The sequence below is a fragment of the Phenylobacterium sp. genome, from assembly GCF_013822795.1.
GTDB lineage: Bacteria > Pseudomonadota > Alphaproteobacteria > Caulobacterales > Caulobacteraceae > Phenylobacterium.
Map to the genome: position 1 here is coordinate 1 of NZ_PNLB01000005.1, position 15,544 is coordinate 15,544.

Here is a 15,544-nt window from a genome sequence, read left to right on the forward strand (position 1 = left end):
CGGTGCACCGGGCCTGGTTCGATCCCAGCGAGGTGCAGCTCTCGCAGCTGCTCAGCGTCAAGACCGGCGGCTGCGCCGAGAACTGCGGCTATTGCAGCCAGAGCCAGCACTTCGAGACCGGCGTGAAGGCCGGCAAGCTGATGGACGCGACCACCGTCATCGCCGCGGCGATGGAGGCCAAGGCCGGCGGCGCGCAGCGCTTCTGCATGGGCGCGGCCTGGCGCGACCTGAAGGACCGCGACGTGCCGAAGGTGGCGGCGATGATCTCGGGCGTGAAGGCGCTGGGTCTGGAGACCTGCGCGACGCTCGGCATGCTGACCCGCGACCAGGCCCAGTCACTGAAGGACGCCGGCCTCGACTACTACAACCACAACCTCGACACCGGGCCGGACTATTACGACCAGGTGGTCACCACCCGCACCTACCAGGACCGGCTCGACACCCTGGAGGCGGTGCGCTCGGTGGGGATGAACACCTGCTGCGGCGGCATCGTCGGCATGGGCGAGACGCGCACCGACCGCGCCGGCCTGCTGCACGCCCTGGCTACCCTGCCCGAGCATCCGAATTCGCTGCCGATCAACGACCTGATGCCGATCCCCGGCACGCCGCTGGGCGACTCCAAGGCCGTCGATCCGCTGGAGTTCGTGCGGATGATCGCCGTCGCCCGCATCGTCTGCCCCAAGACCGTGGTCCGCCTCTCGGCCGGCCGCGAGCACATGAGCCGCGAACTGCAGGCGCTCTGCTTCCTGGCCGGCGCCAACTCGATGTTCATCGGCGGGCGGCTGCTGACCACCGCCAACCCCGACAAGGACACCGACGCCGCGCTCATGGCCGACCTCGGCCTGCGCCCCATGACCATGGCGGCGAATTAGTTGGGGGCGGCTGTCGGCTGCTGACAGGTCCGTGCGTCCTTCGGACTAGCTGGAGCGTTGCGGCCCGCCTATCTGGGTGACGCCGCCCTGACAGGAGCCTGCGTGCAGCCGATCATTTCCGTAGCGGGTCTGACGAAGACCTATGCCGGGGGCTTCCAGGCCCTCAAGAGCGTCGACCTCGAGATCCGGCAGGGCGAGATCTTCGCCCTGCTGGGCCCGAACGGGGCCGGCAAGACGACGCTGATCAGCATCATCTGCGGCATCGTCAATCCGAGCGGCGGCAAGGTGACCGCCGACGGCCATGACATCATTTCGGAGTACCGCGCCGCGCGGGCCAAGATCGGCCTGGTGCCGCAGGAGCTGTCGACCGACTCCTTCGAGAGCGTCTGGGACACGGTGAAGTTCAGCCGCGGGCTGTTCGGCCGGCGGCCGGACCCGGCCTATCTCGAGAAGATCCTTCGCGACCTCAGCCTCTGGGACAAGAAGGACTCTAAGATCATGGCGCTGTCCGGCGGTATGAAACGCCGGGTGATGATCGCCAAGGCGCTGAGCCACGAGCCGCGCATCCTGTTCCTCGACGAGCCCACCGCCGGGGTCGACGTCGAACTGCGCCGCGACATGTGGGAGATGGTCCGCGGTCTGCGTGAAAGCGGCGTGACCATCATCCTGACCACCCACTACATCGAGGAGGCCGAGGAGATGGCCGACCGGATCGGGGTGATCAGCAAGGGCGAGATCATCCTGGTCGAGGACAAGGACGTGCTCATGCGTAAGCTGGGCAAGAAGCAGCTGACCCTGCACCTGCAGGAGCCGCTGAGCGACCTGCCGGCCGGCCTTTCGGACTATCAGCTCGAACTGGCCGAGGGCGGCCATGAGCTGGTCTACACCTTCGACGCCCAGAGCGAGGACACCGGCATCGCCGGCCTGCTGCGGCGGCTCGGCGCCGCCGGCGTCGACTTCAAGGACCTCCGGACCGAGGAAAGCTCGCTGGAGGAGATCTTCGTCAGCCTGGTGAGGGGCCGGCCATGAACCTGCACGCCATCAAGGCCATCTATTTCTTCGAGCTGGCGCGCACCTGGCGCACGCTGATGCAGTCGATCGCCTCGCCGGTGATCTCGACCTCACTCTACTTCATCGTCTTCGGGTCGGCGATCGGCTCGCGCATGGTCGAGATCGAGGGGGTCAGCTACGGCGCCTTCATCGTGCCGGGGCTGATCATGCTGTCGATCCTGACCGAGAGCATCATGAACGCCTCGTTCGGGATCTACATGCCCAAGTTCTCGGGCACGATCTATGAGGTGCTGTCGGCCCCGATCTCGGCCTTCGAGATCGTGGTCGGTTATGTCGGGGCGGCGGCGACCAAGTCGGTGATCCTGGGCCTGATCATCTTGGCCACGGCGCGGCTGTTCGTGGATTTCAGCATCCTGCACCCGGTCTGGATGATTGGCTTCCTGGTGCTGACCTCGATCGCCTTCAGCCTGCTCGGCTTCGTCATCGGGGTCTGGGCGGACGGCTGGGAGAAGCTGCAGATCGTGCCGATGATGATCGTCACGCCCTTGGCCTTCTTGGGCGGCAGCTTCTACTCGATCAGCATGCTGCCCGAGCTCTGGCAGAAGATCACGCTGTTCAATCCGGTGGTCTACCTGATCTCCGGCTTCCGCTGGAGCTTCTACGGAATCTCCGACGTCGATGTGGGCGTCAGTCTGGCCGCCACCTTCGGCTTCGTGTTGATCTGCCTGGCGGCGATCTGGGCCATCTTCCGGACCGGTTACAAGCTCAAGACCTGAGCCCCGCCAAGGGCCAGTGTTCGGGGCGCCTATAGGGTATTTACGCAACTATCGCGGGCGATCGGATCGAGTGTAGACAAAACGACGTTCAACCAATCTGTCGGACCGTGTCCGCACAGCGCGGGGCCTGTCTGGGGGGATCGAGCACAGCTCGAGTGCGTGACTTGCGCTGAGTCCACGATCCAACCCCTGCGGGAGATCTGTCGTGACCAACCTCGTTCAGACTGTGATCGGCGCCCTGTCGCCGGACATGATCGGCAACCTGTCCAGCGTCCTTGGCGAATCCTCTGGCTCAGTGAGCAAGGGGATGTCAGCAGCGGCCCCGGCGCTGTTGGCCGCGGCCCTCCAGCAAAGCTCGACGAGCAGCGGCGCAAACGGCCTGCTCAGCCTGATCAGCCAGGCGACAGGCGGCGGCAACCCGCTGGACCGGCTGCCGGCGCTGCTCGGTGACGACACCGCGCGGGCCGGCCTGCTCAGCCAGGGCAAGACCCTGTCCGACAGTCTGCTGGGCGGCAACGCCGGGGCGGCGACCAACAGTCTGGCCAGCTTCGCCGGGCTGAAGGGCGGGGCGGCCACGCAGCTGCTCTCGCTGGCCGCGCCGCTGGTGCTGGGCGCGATCGGCAAGTCGTTGGGCGGGACCCCGACCGCCTCGGGCGTGCAGTCGCTGCTGTCGGATCAGCGGGCGAGCATCCTGGGGGCGCTGCCGCCGGGGCTCGGCTCGTTGTTCGGCTTGGGCGGAGCGACGCAAACCGCGCGCGCCGCGACGACGTCGGGCGGCGGCGGCTTCGGCAAAATCCTGCCCTGGCTGATCGCCGCGGCGGTGGTGCTGGCCCTGATCTTCGGGCTGCGCAACTGCGGCTCCAAGCGGGTCGAAGCGCCACCGCCGGTCAAGACCGAGGTGGTCCCCGCGCCTGCGCCCGCGCCCGTCGCGGCGGCCGAGACCCTGACCCTGCCGGGCGGGGCGACCATCACGGTGCTGCCGAGCTCGATCGGCTATGGGGTGACGAAGTACCTGGAGTCCAACGAGGCGGCCCCCAAGACCTTCGTGTTCGACAACCTGAACTATGACACCGCCTCGAACGCCCTGACGCCGGAGAGCAAGCCGACGATCGACACCCTGGTCCTGATCTTGAAGGCCTATCCGAACGTTCGTGGGCGGGTGGTCGGCTACACCGACAACCAGGGCGATCCGGCCGCCAACAAGACGCTGTCCGACGCCCGCGCCGGCACCGTGAAGAAGGAGCTGTCGGCGCAAGGCATCGCCGCGGACCGTATCGAGACGGCCGGCATGGGCGAGGCCGACCCGATCGCCGACAACGCGACCGAGGACGGGCGCGCCAAGAACCGGCGGACCGAGCTGGTCATCATCCGCAAGTGATCAACTTTTGTAAGTCGTAGGCCCTCGTAGGGGCTTGGGGGCGGCCCGCAGCGATGCGGGCCGTTCCTATTCGTCTTCGTCGAAGCGGGCGGCGACGAGCGCGGCCAGGGCCTCGACCGCAGGCGCGGCTTCCTTGCCCTCGGCCAGGATGTCGATGCAGCAGCCGGGGCCGGCGGCCAGCATCATCAGGCCCATGATCGAGCGGGCGTCGACGCTGGACCCGTCCTTGGCGACCTTGACCTCGGCGTCGAAGGTGGCGGCCAGCTTCACGAACTTGGCCGAGGCCCGCGCGTGCAGGCCCCGCTTGTTGATGATCTCGACGGTGCGGGCTGCGCTCACTTTTCGCCGGCCAGCACGTAGGAGGCGACGGAGATGTACTTGCGGCCGGCTTCCTGGGCGCAGGCGACGCAATCTTCCAGCGACTGGCGCGTGCGCACCGAGGCCAGCTTGATCAGCATGGGCAGGTTGAGCCCGGCGATGACCTCGGCCTTGGTCTGTTCCATCACCGAGATGGCCAGGTTCGAGGGCGTGCCGCCGAACATGTCGGTCAGCAGAATGACGCCAGAACCGGAATCGACGGCCTCGCACGCCGCCAGGATGTCCTTGCGGCGCTTTTCCATGTCGTCTTCCGGCCCGATGCAGATGGACGCGACCGCAGCCTGCGGCCCCACCACATGCTCCATGGCGAAGACGAATTCCTCGGCCAGCCGCCCGTGCGTAACGATCACGAGCCCGATCATGCCAACTCTCTCAACGGGAATCCCCACCCGGCCGCGGCGATACGCCGGCCGCGAGGGCGTCTAGATACGCTTCTTCCGCCCAAGCTCCAAGATGTTGCAGTGCGCGACGAAGCTTCGCGGGCGCCGAAGACTCTAACGCCTGAAGTGAAAGCGCCGGGATACTCAACCCGACGTAATCCCTGAAAGCCGGTGCGGGCATGCGCTCATGCTGCTCGCAGGCGACCGCCAAAGCAATGCGGCAAAAGGGAAGAGCGGGTTCAGGGAGGACCCCGAGGCCACGGACCTCGATCAACCCTGAGAGGGTGTCGGGGGCGCGGCCAAAGAGCGCGCCGTCGCAGGCCCAGAGCACCACCCGGTCGTCGGCGACCAGGCGGAAGCCGTGGTCGAGGGCGCGCAGGGCCAGGTCGCTCTTGCCGGCGCCGGAGGGGCCTTCGATCAGCACGCCGCGCCAGGTCCCGTCGATGTAGGCGGCCAGCAGACCGGCGTGGACGATCATCGCCGCGCCTCGGGCAGGGTGACGACGAAGCGGGCCCCCTCGACGACGCCGTCGGGGCCGGTGCGGTTTTCAGCGCGGATCGAGCCGCCCTGCGCCGCGGCGATCTGGCGGGCGATCGAGAGGCCGAGACCCGAATTGCCGCCGAACGCCGCGCCCTTGGGCCGCGAAGTGTAGAACCGCTGGAAGATGGTCTCGAGATTGTCCGGCGGAATGCCCGGGCCGTCGTCCTCGACGGTCAGCACCGCCTGGCCGCGCCCGCGCTCGAGCCGAACGCGGACCTCGCCGCCCTGGGCGCTGAACGAGCGGGCGTTGTCGATCAGGTTCCGCAGCAGCTGACCGAGCGGCCCCTCGCGGCCGGAGACCATGATCGGTTCGAGCGTGTCGGGCGGGGTGTAGGCGACCGCCACGTCGCCCGGCTTGGCGGTGTCCTGGTAGAGCTGGATGACCTCGCCGATCAGCCGGCCAAGGTCGAGCGAGCGCAGGTCCTCGCGCGACAGCTCGGCGTCCAGGCGCGAGGCGTTGGAGATGTCGGTCACCAGCCGGTCGAGGCGCTTGATGTCGTTCTTGAGGATCGCCATCAGCCGGTCGCGGGCGACCGGATCCTTGACCAGGTCCAAGGTCTCGACGGCCGAGCGCAACGAGGTCAGCGGGTTCTTGATCTCGTGGGCCACGTCGGCGGCGAACCGCTCGATGGCGTCCATCCGCTCGGACAGGGCATCGGTCATGTCTTCCAGCGAGCGGGTCAGATCGCCGAGTTCGTCGTCGCGCTTGGCCAGCTGCGGCAGCGAGATCGACCGCGCCCGCGACAGGCGCACCCGGTCGGCGGCGCGGGCCAGCATTCGCACCGGCTGGGCGATCAGGTTGTTGAGCAGCAGCGACGAGACCAGGGTCACGAAGATCGCGATGAGGATGAACGGGGCCAGGGCCTGGCGTTCGGCGCGGATGATCTCATCGACGTCGCTGGCCTCGAGGGTTAGGACCCCGAGCACCGCCTGCACGTGCTGGATCGGGATCGAGACCGAGACCACGCGCTCGCCGTCCTCGGCCGTGCGCATGCCGGCCCAGTGCACGCCGCGCAGCGCCTCGCCGACCTCCATCATCAGCGCGCGCTGGGCCGCGGGGGCGGGCGGCGGCGGCGGGCGGCCGATCTTGAGGTCCAAGGCCAGGCCACGCTGGTCCTCGCGCGGGCGGGCCGGGGGCAGCACCTTCCATTCGACCCGGTCGGCGACCCAGTAGCTGTCGGCGATCAGGTTGCCCTCGGCGTCGAACAGCCGGGCCCGCTGCGAGCGCGGGTTGGACAGCATCTGCAGGATTTCGCTGGCCGCCTGGGCGTCGAGCTCGGGGGTCGGCTCGCCGACCGTGGCGGCGCGGTTGATCACGTTGACGATCAACTCGCCCTGGGTGGTCAGGCTGTCGATCCGCGCCCCGACCAGGCCGCGCCGCAGCTCGTTGAGCAGCAGCGAGCCGGCGATGATGATCGCCAGGCCCAGAACGTTGAGCAGGATGATGAAACGCCCCAGGCGCGAGCCTGGCAGCCAACTGAAGAACGAGGGCCCGGACGGCGGCGGTCGCCGCTTGCGGGCCGCCGGCTTCGGGTCAGGCTTCGCGGTATCTGTATCCGACGCCATAGAGGGTTTCGATCGCGTCGAACTCCGGGTCGACTTCGCGGAACTTCTTTCGCATCCGCTTGATATGGCTGTCGATGGTGCGGTCGTCGACATAGACCTGATCGTCGTAGGCCGCGTCCATCAGGTTGTCGCGGCTTTTCACAAAGCCGGGGCGCTGGGCCAGCGACTGCAGCAGCAGGAATTCGGTGACGGTCAGCTTCACCGGCTTGCCGTCCCACAGGCAGTCGTGGCGGGCCGGGTCGAGGGTCAGCTTGCCGCGCTTCAGCGCGCGCGAGGCGGCGTCGCCATTGGCGCCCGCCGCGGCCGGCGCCGGCTCCTCGCCCTCGATCCCGGCGCGGCGCAGCACCGCCTTCACCCGCTCGATCAGCAGGCGCTGGCTGAACGGCTTGTGCATGTAGTCGTCGGCGCCAAGATTGAAGCCGAGGATCTCGTCGATCTCCTCGTCCTTCGAGGTGAGGATGATCACCGGCAGGTCCGAAGTCCGGCGCAGGCGGCGCAGCACCTCCATCCCGTCCATGCGCGGCATCTTGACGTCGAGGATCGCCAGATCCGGCGGCTCGTTCTCCAGGGCCGCCAGTCCCGAGGCGCCGTCGAAATAGGCCTTCACCTCGTGGCCGTGGCTTTCAAGGGCGAGGCTGACCGACGTGACGATGTTCTCGTCGTCGTCCACCAGGGTGATCTTGGCCATAGGTCTCGTCGTATCCTTCAGCGAAGCTTGGCAAGCTAATGGCCCGCCAGCGTGTCCTCAATGGGGCGCCGCACGGAGCGCGCGCGGCCTCTCACGGGGAAGCCGGCGGACGGGCGGCTGGTTCCATCGCCGCGCCGCGCGTCGGGCGAGGGCGCAATCCCTTATGATAAAACGATATTAAGCTTGGCGGGGCATGCTGTCTGGGAAGGGGATCTTCCGTGAACGGCCAGCAAGTCCATTACGAAGTCTTCATTCGGCGGGCCCCTGGCGCGGCGTGGAAACTCGACATGGCTACCGAGAACCGCACCGCGGCGGTCTCGGCCGCCGAGGAGTTGATGGCCGAGGGGCGCGTCGCCGCGGTCCGGGTCTCTAAGGAAACTCTCGATCCGGAGACCCGCGAGTTCCAGTCGATCACCATCCTCAACCTCGGCGTTTCTGAAGCGCCGAAGAAAAAGAAGGTCGTCGAGAACCAGGATCCGCTCTGCGTCAGCCCGCAGGACCTCTACACCGTCCACGCCCGCGAACGGATCGGTCGGCTGCTGGAAGGCTGGCTGGAGCGCAAGGGCGCCACGCCGTTCGAACTGCTGCACCGGCCCGACCTGGTCGAGGAGCTGGAGGCGTCGGGCACCGACCTGCAGCACGCCATCCAGAAGGTCGCGATCCCTGAGGCTCAAGCCCGCGGCCTGACCGTCCACGAGTTGATCCGCACCTTTTCCAGCTTGGTCGAGCGCGCCATCGACCGGCTGCTCAAGGACTGCCGCCGCGGCGGCATGCCCAATCTCGACAAGGAAGGCTTCGCCCGCGCGGCCGAACGGGTCAGCCACGATCCGGAGCGCGCCTACCTGCTGGGCGCCGGGGTCGCGGCCTCGATCGCCCCGGCCCGCTCGTGGTCGGAGAAGGTCTCGCGCCTGCTCGACCTGGCCGACGCCGCGCCGGTCACCGGACCGCCGCGCGGCCTGGCGCTGCAGACCGTCGAACAGCCGCTGGCCGAGATCCTCGGATCGAAGTCGGGGCTCGACAACATTATCGGCCTGGACCTGGACCTGGGCGGCCAGCTGGCGGCGATGACCCGGCTGGCGGCGTGCGACACAGTTGACGCCCTGATCCGCGCCGAGCCGTCGGTCGCCAAGATGATGCCGCCGCTGTCGGAGGCGGCCACGCGGCTGTCGAAGTGGCTGGCGGCCGACGACTTCGCCAGCGTCCGCGTGGCCATCGCCAAGCGGGTGGTGCGCGAGCTCAACGGCCCGCGGCGGCTGCGCCCCTCGGACGCCTCCGGCGAGATCGAGGTCATGCGCGGTCTGGCCATGACGCTGACCGCGGCGGCGGCGGCCGGCGCGCTGCTCAACGTCGAAGACGTGCAGGCCGCCTTCGTGCAGCGCTCGCGGATGCTGGTCACCAGCGACTTCGTCGAGGCTTATCTGGGCGGCGGCGAGCGCAGCGCCCGCGAAGAGATCGAGGCGCTGGTCTGGCTGGTCGAGAATGTGATCGGCGGGGCCAATAAACGCCAGGCAGGCCGCTACCTGTCGGCCGGCGTCTCGGCCCTGCGGTTCGAGAAGGAATTCCGCTACGGCCCCGACACCGCGGCGGTGAAGCTGCAGAAGCTGGCGGCCTTGCAGCGCGCGGTGGCGCGCGGCGGGCTGGCGGCCGAGGACTACGCCCCGATCCAGGCCAAGATCGGCGACGTCGGCGGCCTGGTCGAGGCCGACGCCCGGCTGATCCCGACGCTGGCCAAGACGCCCGCCTCGGCGGCGCAGAAGCTGCTGTTGCTGCTCAGGCTGGCTGCGGGCGAGACCGCGCCGGCCGGACCGGCGGCCGATCGCGCCCGCCAGGAGGCGATGCGCCTGGTCCGCCAGGACGAAACGCGGGCCGAACTGGCGGCCAACCCCGAGCGCATGGACCAGGTGCGAAGCCTGATCAGCCAGCTCGGCGTGGCCGCCTGACGTTCCTTAGGCGGCGGTCTTGCTCTTCAGCAGGCCGCGTTCGTGCAGCAGTTCGGCGATCTGGACCGCGTTGAGCGCCGCGCCCTTGCGCAGGTTGTCGGCGACGACCCACATGTTCAGGCCGTTCTCGACGGTCGGATCCTTGCGGATGCGGCTGACGAAGACCGGGAACTCGCCCTGGGCTTCCTTCGGCGTGATGTAGCCCTTGTCGTTGCGCTGATCGATGACGATCAGGCCGGGGCTCTCGCGCAGCAGATCGCGGGCCTCGTCCTCGTCGAGCGGATCGTGGAACTCGATGTTCACGCTCTCGGAGTGGCCGACCATCACCGGGACGCGGACGCAGGTGACCGTCAGGGCGATCGACGGATCGATCATCTTGTGGGTCTCGTGCCACATCTTGGCTTCTTCGTCGGTGTAGCCGTCATCGTTGAACGAGCCGATGAACGGAATGACGTTGAAGGCGATCTGCTTGGGGAACTTCTTGGGCTCGGGCGCGCCGAGGACGAAGACGCCCTTGGTCTGATCCCAGAGCTCATCCATGCCTTCCTTGCCGGCCCCGGAGACCGACTGGTACGTCGAAACCACCACCCGCTTGATGCGCGCGCGGTCATGCAGCGGCTTCAGCGCCACGACCAGCTGGGCGGTCGAGCAGTTCGGGTTGGCGATGATGTTCTTCTTCGACGCATAGGCGACGTCGTCCGGGTTCACTTCCGGGACGATCAGCGGCACGTCGGGGTCCATGCGCCAGGCCGACGAGTTGTCGATCACGATCGGGCCGGCGGCGCCGATCTTCGGCGACCATTCCTTGGAGAACGAGCCCGAGACGCTCATCAGCACGACGTCGACGGTCGAGAAGTCGAACTGCTCGACGTCCTCGCACTTGAGGATCTGCTCGCCGAACGAGACCTCGACGCCGATCGACTTGCGGCTGGCGATCGCGTGAATCTTGTCCACGGGGAAGTTCACTTCCTCCAGGATGTTCAGCATCTCGCGGCCCACATTGCCCGTGGCGCCGACCACGGCCACCCGATAGCCCATGGCGGTCTCCTTTAGATCGTTCAGAAGCGGAGCGTCCCCTTACGCCTTGCGGTTCCCGCGCGCAATGAACCGCAGTTTTCCGGTTGGCCCGCCGCTTGCGATGAGAGCGCGGTCACAGCGGGAGGCTTCATGTCCATCAGCAACACTTCGACGGCGCCGATGGCCGCGCAGGCCCCGGCCCAGGGCCGGCCCGGCGAGTTTGCGGCGGACGGCAAGTCGCTGTTTTCAAAGGCCTACGCCAGGGCCGGGGCGGGCGCGGGTCCTACTTTGGCCGGCGACGAGGCCGAGGGCGACCTGGCCGCGATGCTGGATCTGGCGCGTATGGCCGGCGGCAACAACGACTCGGCGGCTTTTGCCGCCCGTACACGCGGCGCCGGGGAGGCGGCCGAGATCTCGATCGAGTCCCTGCAGAACGTTCTGGCTGAAGGCGGCCTGGCCAGCTGGCTGGTCAGCGACGAAGCCGACGAGCTGAGCCTGGCCGAGCTGCGGGCCGAGGTGATCGGCGGCGAGGTGCTGCCGGCGTACGGCCTGGAGCGTCGGTCGCCGCGGCTGCCCGACCCCGCCGCCCCCGACTATCTCGACCAGGTCCGTCGCCGGCTGGTCGGCATCGGCGAGGCGGGGCCGACGCCGCCGGCGCCGGACGCGCTCGACCGCGTGCTGCGCGAGGAGCGGGCGCGGATGACCGAGCGCATGGTTGCAGCTTTGGCGCGGTCCTGACGCAGCATGACCTCGCAGGTCATGGACCTGCGGCCCCGCGCGCGGTTCGGTGCGCAAACGATCACATAGGAGACGCGCGATGGCGCAGGACACCGGCATGCCCTTCTCCAACCTGATGGGGGTGGAGATCGTTGAGCGCAGCAAGGAGCGGGTGGTCGGACGGCTGATCGTGCGCGAAGACCTCTGCACCGCCGGCGGCATCCTGCATGGCGGGGCGTTCATGGCCTTCGCCGACGCCCTGGGCGCGGTCGGCGGCTTCCTCAACCTGCCGGCTGGGGCGCGAACCACGACCCTGGAATCGAAGACCAACTTTCTCGGCGCCGCCAAGGTCGGGACGACCGTGCAGGGCGAGGCCATACCGCTGCACATCGGCCGACGGTCCAGCGTCTGGCAGACCCGGATCACCAACGCCGACGGCAAGCTGCTGGCGCTGGTGCTGCAGACCCAGATGACGGTGGAGGCTTAGAGTCTAGCCGGCCCCGATGTCCTCGGCGCGGGTGACGTTGCGCATCGGCTCGCCGCGCAGGTAGAGCGCCAGGTTGGTCAGGAACAGTTCGTCGCCGCGCCCGCCGGTCAGCTCGCCGCGGTTGGAGGCGTGCGGCGTGACCCGCACCTGGGGGTGATCCCAGAACCAGGCGTCGGCCGGCAGCGGTTCGGTCTGGAAGACGTCGAGCACCGCGTGCGCGGGTTGACCCCGGTCGAGCCCGGCGCGCAGGGCGTCTTCGTCGACCAGCCCGCCGCGGCCGATGTTGATGAGGATCGCGCCGGGCTTCATCGCCGCGAAGAAGGCGGCGTCGGCGAGGTCGCGGGTTTCCTCGTTGAGCGCGCAGGCCAGCACCACCACGTCGGCCTCGGGCAGGGTCTGGGGCAGGTCGGCCAGGGTGCTGACCGCGTCGGCCAGCCCTTCGGGGTCGGGGGAGCGGCGGACCGCCTCGATCTGGGCCCCGAACGCCTTGGCGCGCTGGGCGATCTCGCGGCCGATATTGCCGAAACCGACGATCAGCCAGCGGGTCTGACCGACCTCGCGGAAGTTCACCGGCGTCCATTGGTGGGCCCGCTGATGGGCCGCCTGCTCGGCGATCGGGTGCAGCAGGCTCAGGGCGTGGATGGTCACGTACTCGGCGATGGCCGGGGCCTGGGCGCTGGAGTTGGTGACGGTCAGCGCCTCGCGGGCCAGCGGCTTGAACATCGGATTGTCGAGCCCTGCGAACGCCGTCTGCACCCAGCGCGCATCGGGCGAGGCCGCCAGCCGCGGGAAATAGTCGCCGCCGCGCTTGCCGAACGCGTCGAGGCTCAGCCACCAGATTTGCGGCTTCAGGTCCGCCGCATCGAACGGCGCGCCGCGCAGGGTCAGCCCGCCGTCCGGCTCCAGGATCACGACGTCGAGGTCGGGAGCGAGGGCGGCCAGGCGCTCGGCGATGCGGTCGTAGGGGGCGCGGAGGAGGAGAGCTTGCATACCCGAACTCTAGCTTGGCCTTCAGTTCCGGCAATGCCCGAACATTTGACAGCGTATTGTCGAAGTAGCAGTCTGTTGTCATGGAAGCCTCTGCCGACGCCGTTCTGCGCCTGGTCGACGCCGTCGGAATCGCGGCTGACGGCTTCGCCCAATTCGAGGACCGGATGCTGGCCGACACCGGTCTGACCGGCGCGCGAATGCGGGTCGCCGTGGTGCTGGCGCCGCCAGGTGCGGCGCGGACCGTACCGCAGGTGGCCCGGACCCTGGGGCTCACCCGCCAGGCGGTGCAACGTCTGGCCGACGACCTCGCCGAGAGGGGGCTGGCCGCGTGGCGGGAGAACCCCGAGCACCGCCGCGCGAGGCTGCTGCAACTGACGCCGGCCGGACGCGCCGCCTACAGCGAGGCCTTGCAGCGCAAATTGCTGTGGGCCCAGGGCCTGTCGGAGGGATTGAGCCCCGCATGGCTGGCGGTGGCCACCGAGCTGCTGGGCCTGATGAGCCGACGGGCGGCGCCGAAAACGAGATAGTTGACTCAGTCAACTATTTGCATTTTCCTTGTCCCAGGAGGCGTTTGCATGTTGCCCAGGGACCCCGTCGCCGCTGTCCGGCGTTTCAACCGCTTCTACACCCGCCGCATCGGCGCGCTGGACGAGGCGCACCTCGGATCGCCGTACACCCTCGCTGAGATGCGGGTGCTGTATGAGGTCGCTCAGGCGCCGGACGGCGTCACACCCAAGCTGCTGGCGACGCGCACCGGCATGGACAACGGCTATCTCAGCCGGGTGCTCAAGCGCTTCGAGCGCGAGGGGCTGCTCTCCCGCCAGACCTCGGCGAGCGACCGCCGCAGCGTCTCGGTATGGCTGACTTCCGACGGCATCCACGCCTACAACCGCTGGCTCGGCTCGGCCCAAGGCGCGGTCGAGGGGATGCTGGGCGCGCTGACCGCCGTTCAGAAGACCAAGCTCACCAAGGCGATGGCCGAGATCGAGCATCTGCTCGACGAGCCGGCCCCAGGGAAGATCGTGCTGCGCGGCCATCGACCCGGAGACATCGGCTGGGTCATCCATCGCCACGGGACGCTGTATGCGCGCGAGTACGGCTGGGACGAGCGCTTCGAGGCGCTGGTCGCCCAGATCGCTGCTGACTTCGTCAACAACTTCGACCCGACCAGCGAGCGCTGCTGGATCGCCGAGCGCGACGGCGAAATCCTCGGCTCGATCTTCCTGGTCAAGGGCGAGGAGCCGGGCCAGGCCAAGCTGCGGCTGCTGCTGATCGAGCCGGCGGCGCGGGGGCTGGGCCTGGGCAAGCGGCTGGTCGCCGAGTGCGTCGCCTTCGCCCGCCAGGCCGGCTACGACGAGATCACGCTCTGGACCCAGAGCATCCTCGGCGCCGCACGCGCAGTCTATGCCGGCGCCGGGTTTGAGCTGGTCGAGAGCCGTCCTGACGGCGCCTTCGCCGAGGGGCTGATCAGCGAGACCTGGGTATTGAAGCTCTAGGGTGACAACGCTCCCGGCGCCCCTAGAGTGCGCCCATGCGCAAACCCAATTTCATTGTCATTCTCGCCGACGATCTCGGCTATGGCGACCTCGGCTGCGACGGCGGCAAGGTCATCCGAACGCCGCACCTCGACCGCATGGCGGCCGAAGGCGTGCGTCTGACCGACTTCTATGCGTCGGCCAATGTCTGCACGCCCTCGCGGGCCGGCCTGCTGACCGGCCAGTATGCGATCCGCAACGGCCTGGCGCATGAGGTCATCCAGCCGGCTGACACCACTGGCCTGCCGCCGGACGCGCTGACCATCCCCAAGGCGCTGGGCGAAGACTACGCCAGCGCCCTGATCGGCAAATGGCACCTGGGCCATGTGGCGCCGCATTGGCCGCCGATGGTCTACGGTTTCGACCGTTTTTACGGCCTGCCCTACAGCCACGATATGAAGCCGCTGGCGCTCTATGACAGCGCCACCTCGCCAATGACCGAGAGCAAGGCCGACTTCACCAAGCTGACCCAGTGGTTCTTCGAGCAGACGGCCGCCTTCGCCGAGCAGAACCGTGAGCAGCCGTTCTTCGTTCTGCTGGCGCTGACCGCGCCGCATATCCCGCTGAAGCCCAATCCCGACGACCTAACCGGCTCGCCCGGCGGCGCCTATGGCGAGGTGGTCGAGGAAATCGACCTTAATGTCGGTCGGCTGCTAGAGAAGCTGAAGGCGCTAGGCATCGACGACGACACCATGGTCGTCTTCACCTCGGACAACGGGCCGTGGTTCGAGGGCTCGTCAGGCCCGTTCCGCGACCGCAAGGGCGGCTCGGCCTGGGACGGCGGCTTCCGCGTGCCGTTCATCGCCCGCCAGCCGGGGACGCTGCCGGCCGGCGCGGTCAGCGACGCCCTGGCCAGTAATCTCGATCTGCTGCCGACGCTGAACGCCATGGCCGGCCGCCCGCCGGTCGCCGATCGCGAACTCGACGGCGCCGACCTGTCGGGCGTGCTGAAGGACGGCGCGGCCTCGCCGCACGAGGAGATCGTGCTGTTCGACAACGCCAAGGTCGCGGCCGTGCGCACGCCGCGCTGGAAGTACGTGGCGCGGTCCTACTACCGGACCTACGACATCCCGCTGGACGGCTATCCGCTGCTGTTCGACATGGATATCGATCCCGGCGAGAACTACAGCATCGCGCGCAACTTCCCGGACGCCGCGGCGGACATGCGCGCGCGGCTGGAGAAGGCCAGGGCCAAGTACGAACCTATGGCGCAGGCGTTTCCGCCGCACGTGGCGCCGGCCTCAGCGGCCGATCACCCCGACTGACGGC

Annotated in this window: 17 protein-coding genes; 10 read left to right on the forward strand and 7 right to left on the reverse strand. The window is 68.5% G+C overall.

Features of this window, described 5'->3' with window-relative positions; translation table 11 throughout:
- From bioB to C0481_RS05620, 4 genes are all read left to right on the forward strand, one after another.
- The coding region (bioB, locus tag C0481_RS05605) for a biotin synthase BioB (protein WP_293401524.1) at nucleotides 1–872 on the forward strand (872 nt) is incomplete at its 5' end.
- Between the two features lie 102 nt (nucleotides 873–974).
- Nucleotides 975–1,901 (forward strand): ABC transporter ATP-binding protein, encoded by a 927-nt coding sequence (locus C0481_RS05610; RefSeq protein ID WP_293401526.1) that lies wholly within the window; start codon nucleotides 975–977, stop codon nucleotides 1,899–1,901.
- Nucleotides 1,898–2,659, forward strand: a complete 762-nt coding sequence (locus C0481_RS05615) for an ABC transporter permease (RefSeq protein WP_293401528.1) — start codon at nucleotides 1,898–1,900, stop codon at nucleotides 2,657–2,659. The genes C0481_RS05610 and C0481_RS05615 overlap by 4 nt, the downstream gene beginning before the upstream one ends.
- 205 nt (nucleotides 2,660–2,864) lie before the next feature.
- Nucleotides 2,865–4,037 (forward strand): OmpA family protein, encoded by a 1,173-nt coding sequence (locus C0481_RS05620; RefSeq protein WP_293401530.1) that lies wholly within the window; start codon nucleotides 2,865–2,867, stop codon nucleotides 4,035–4,037.
- A gap of 66 nt (nucleotides 4,038–4,103) precedes the next feature.
- On the opposite strand, the gene C0481_RS05625 is transcribed toward C0481_RS05620, so the two are convergent.
- Genes C0481_RS05625 through C0481_RS05645 form a run of 5 tightly spaced genes read right to left on the reverse strand, consistent with a single transcriptional unit; the run spans nucleotide 4,104 to nucleotide 7,589 of the window.
- Entirely contained in the window at nucleotides 4,104–4,376 is a 273-nt protein-coding gene (locus tag C0481_RS05625; protein WP_293401532.1) for an HPr family phosphocarrier protein, read from the reverse strand.
- The gene (locus C0481_RS05630) at nucleotides 4,373–4,777 is read right to left on the reverse strand and encodes a PTS sugar transporter subunit IIA (protein ID WP_267233765.1); all 405 of its coding nucleotides are present in this window, start codon (nucleotides 4,775–4,777) and stop codon (nucleotides 4,373–4,375) included. Before C0481_RS05630 ends, C0481_RS05625 begins: the two co-directional genes overlap by 4 nt.
- 10 nt (nucleotides 4,778–4,787) lie before the next feature.
- On the reverse strand, nucleotides 4,788–5,273 hold the full coding sequence (locus C0481_RS05635) for an HPr kinase/phosphorylase (protein ID WP_293401536.1): 486 nt from the start codon (nucleotides 5,271–5,273) through the stop codon (nucleotides 4,788–4,790).
- Nucleotides 5,270–6,901: a stimulus-sensing domain-containing protein gene (locus C0481_RS05640; protein WP_293401538.1), complete on the reverse strand. Its 1,632-nt coding sequence runs from the start codon at nucleotides 6,899–6,901 to the stop codon at nucleotides 5,270–5,272. Before C0481_RS05640 ends, C0481_RS05635 begins: the two co-directional genes overlap by 4 nt.
- On the reverse strand, nucleotides 6,870–7,589 hold the full coding sequence (locus C0481_RS05645; RefSeq protein ID WP_293401540.1) for a response regulator transcription factor: 720 nt from the start codon (nucleotides 7,587–7,589) through the stop codon (nucleotides 6,870–6,872). Before C0481_RS05645 ends, C0481_RS05640 begins: the two co-directional genes overlap by 32 nt.
- 287 nt (nucleotides 7,590–7,876) lie before the next feature.
- On the opposite strand from C0481_RS05645, the gene C0481_RS05650 reads away from it, so the two are divergent.
- Nucleotides 7,877–9,529 (forward strand): hypothetical protein, encoded by a 1,653-nt coding sequence (locus tag C0481_RS05650; RefSeq protein WP_293401542.1) that lies wholly within the window; start codon nucleotides 7,877–7,879, stop codon nucleotides 9,527–9,529.
- 6 nt (nucleotides 9,530–9,535) lie between these two features.
- Here C0481_RS05650 and C0481_RS05655 read toward each other — a convergent pair whose 3' ends face one another.
- A complete protein-coding gene (locus C0481_RS05655; RefSeq protein ID WP_293401544.1) occupies nucleotides 9,536–10,567 on the reverse strand; it encodes an aspartate-semialdehyde dehydrogenase in 1,032 nt (343 codons plus the stop codon).
- Between the two features lie 129 nt (nucleotides 10,568–10,696).
- Between C0481_RS05655 and C0481_RS05660 the strand changes: the two genes are divergently transcribed.
- Nucleotides 10,697–11,284: a hypothetical protein gene (locus tag C0481_RS05660; protein WP_293401546.1), complete on the forward strand. Its 588-nt coding sequence runs from the start codon at nucleotides 10,697–10,699 to the stop codon at nucleotides 11,282–11,284.
- Between the two features lie 79 nt (nucleotides 11,285–11,363).
- The gene (locus C0481_RS05665; protein WP_293401548.1) at nucleotides 11,364–11,750 is read left to right on the forward strand and encodes a PaaI family thioesterase; all 387 of its coding nucleotides are present in this window, start codon (nucleotides 11,364–11,366) and stop codon (nucleotides 11,748–11,750) included.
- Between the two features lie 3 nt (nucleotides 11,751–11,753).
- Here the strand turns inward: C0481_RS05665 and C0481_RS05670 are convergent, their stop codons facing one another.
- On the reverse strand, nucleotides 11,754–12,740 hold the full coding sequence (locus tag C0481_RS05670) for a D-2-hydroxyacid dehydrogenase (protein WP_293401550.1): 987 nt from the start codon (nucleotides 12,738–12,740) through the stop codon (nucleotides 11,754–11,756).
- Between the two features lie 80 nt (nucleotides 12,741–12,820).
- Here C0481_RS05670 and C0481_RS05675 point away from each other — a divergent pair, with 80 nt between their 5' ends.
- Genes C0481_RS05675 through C0481_RS05685 form a run of 3 tightly spaced genes read left to right on the forward strand, consistent with a single transcriptional unit; the run spans nucleotide 12,821 to nucleotide 15,540 of the window.
- On the forward strand, nucleotides 12,821–13,267 hold the full coding sequence (locus tag C0481_RS05675) for a MarR family transcriptional regulator (RefSeq protein ID WP_293401552.1): 447 nt from the start codon (nucleotides 12,821–12,823) through the stop codon (nucleotides 13,265–13,267).
- A gap of 48 nt (nucleotides 13,268–13,315) precedes the next feature.
- Nucleotides 13,316–14,236 (forward strand): helix-turn-helix domain-containing GNAT family N-acetyltransferase, encoded by a 921-nt coding sequence (locus tag C0481_RS05680; protein WP_293401554.1) that lies wholly within the window; start codon nucleotides 13,316–13,318, stop codon nucleotides 14,234–14,236.
- Between the two features lie 35 nt (nucleotides 14,237–14,271).
- Nucleotides 14,272–15,540: a sulfatase gene (locus C0481_RS05685; protein ID WP_293401556.1), complete on the forward strand. Its 1,269-nt coding sequence runs from the start codon at nucleotides 14,272–14,274 to the stop codon at nucleotides 15,538–15,540.
- Nucleotides 15,541–15,544: the final 4 nt, after the last annotated feature.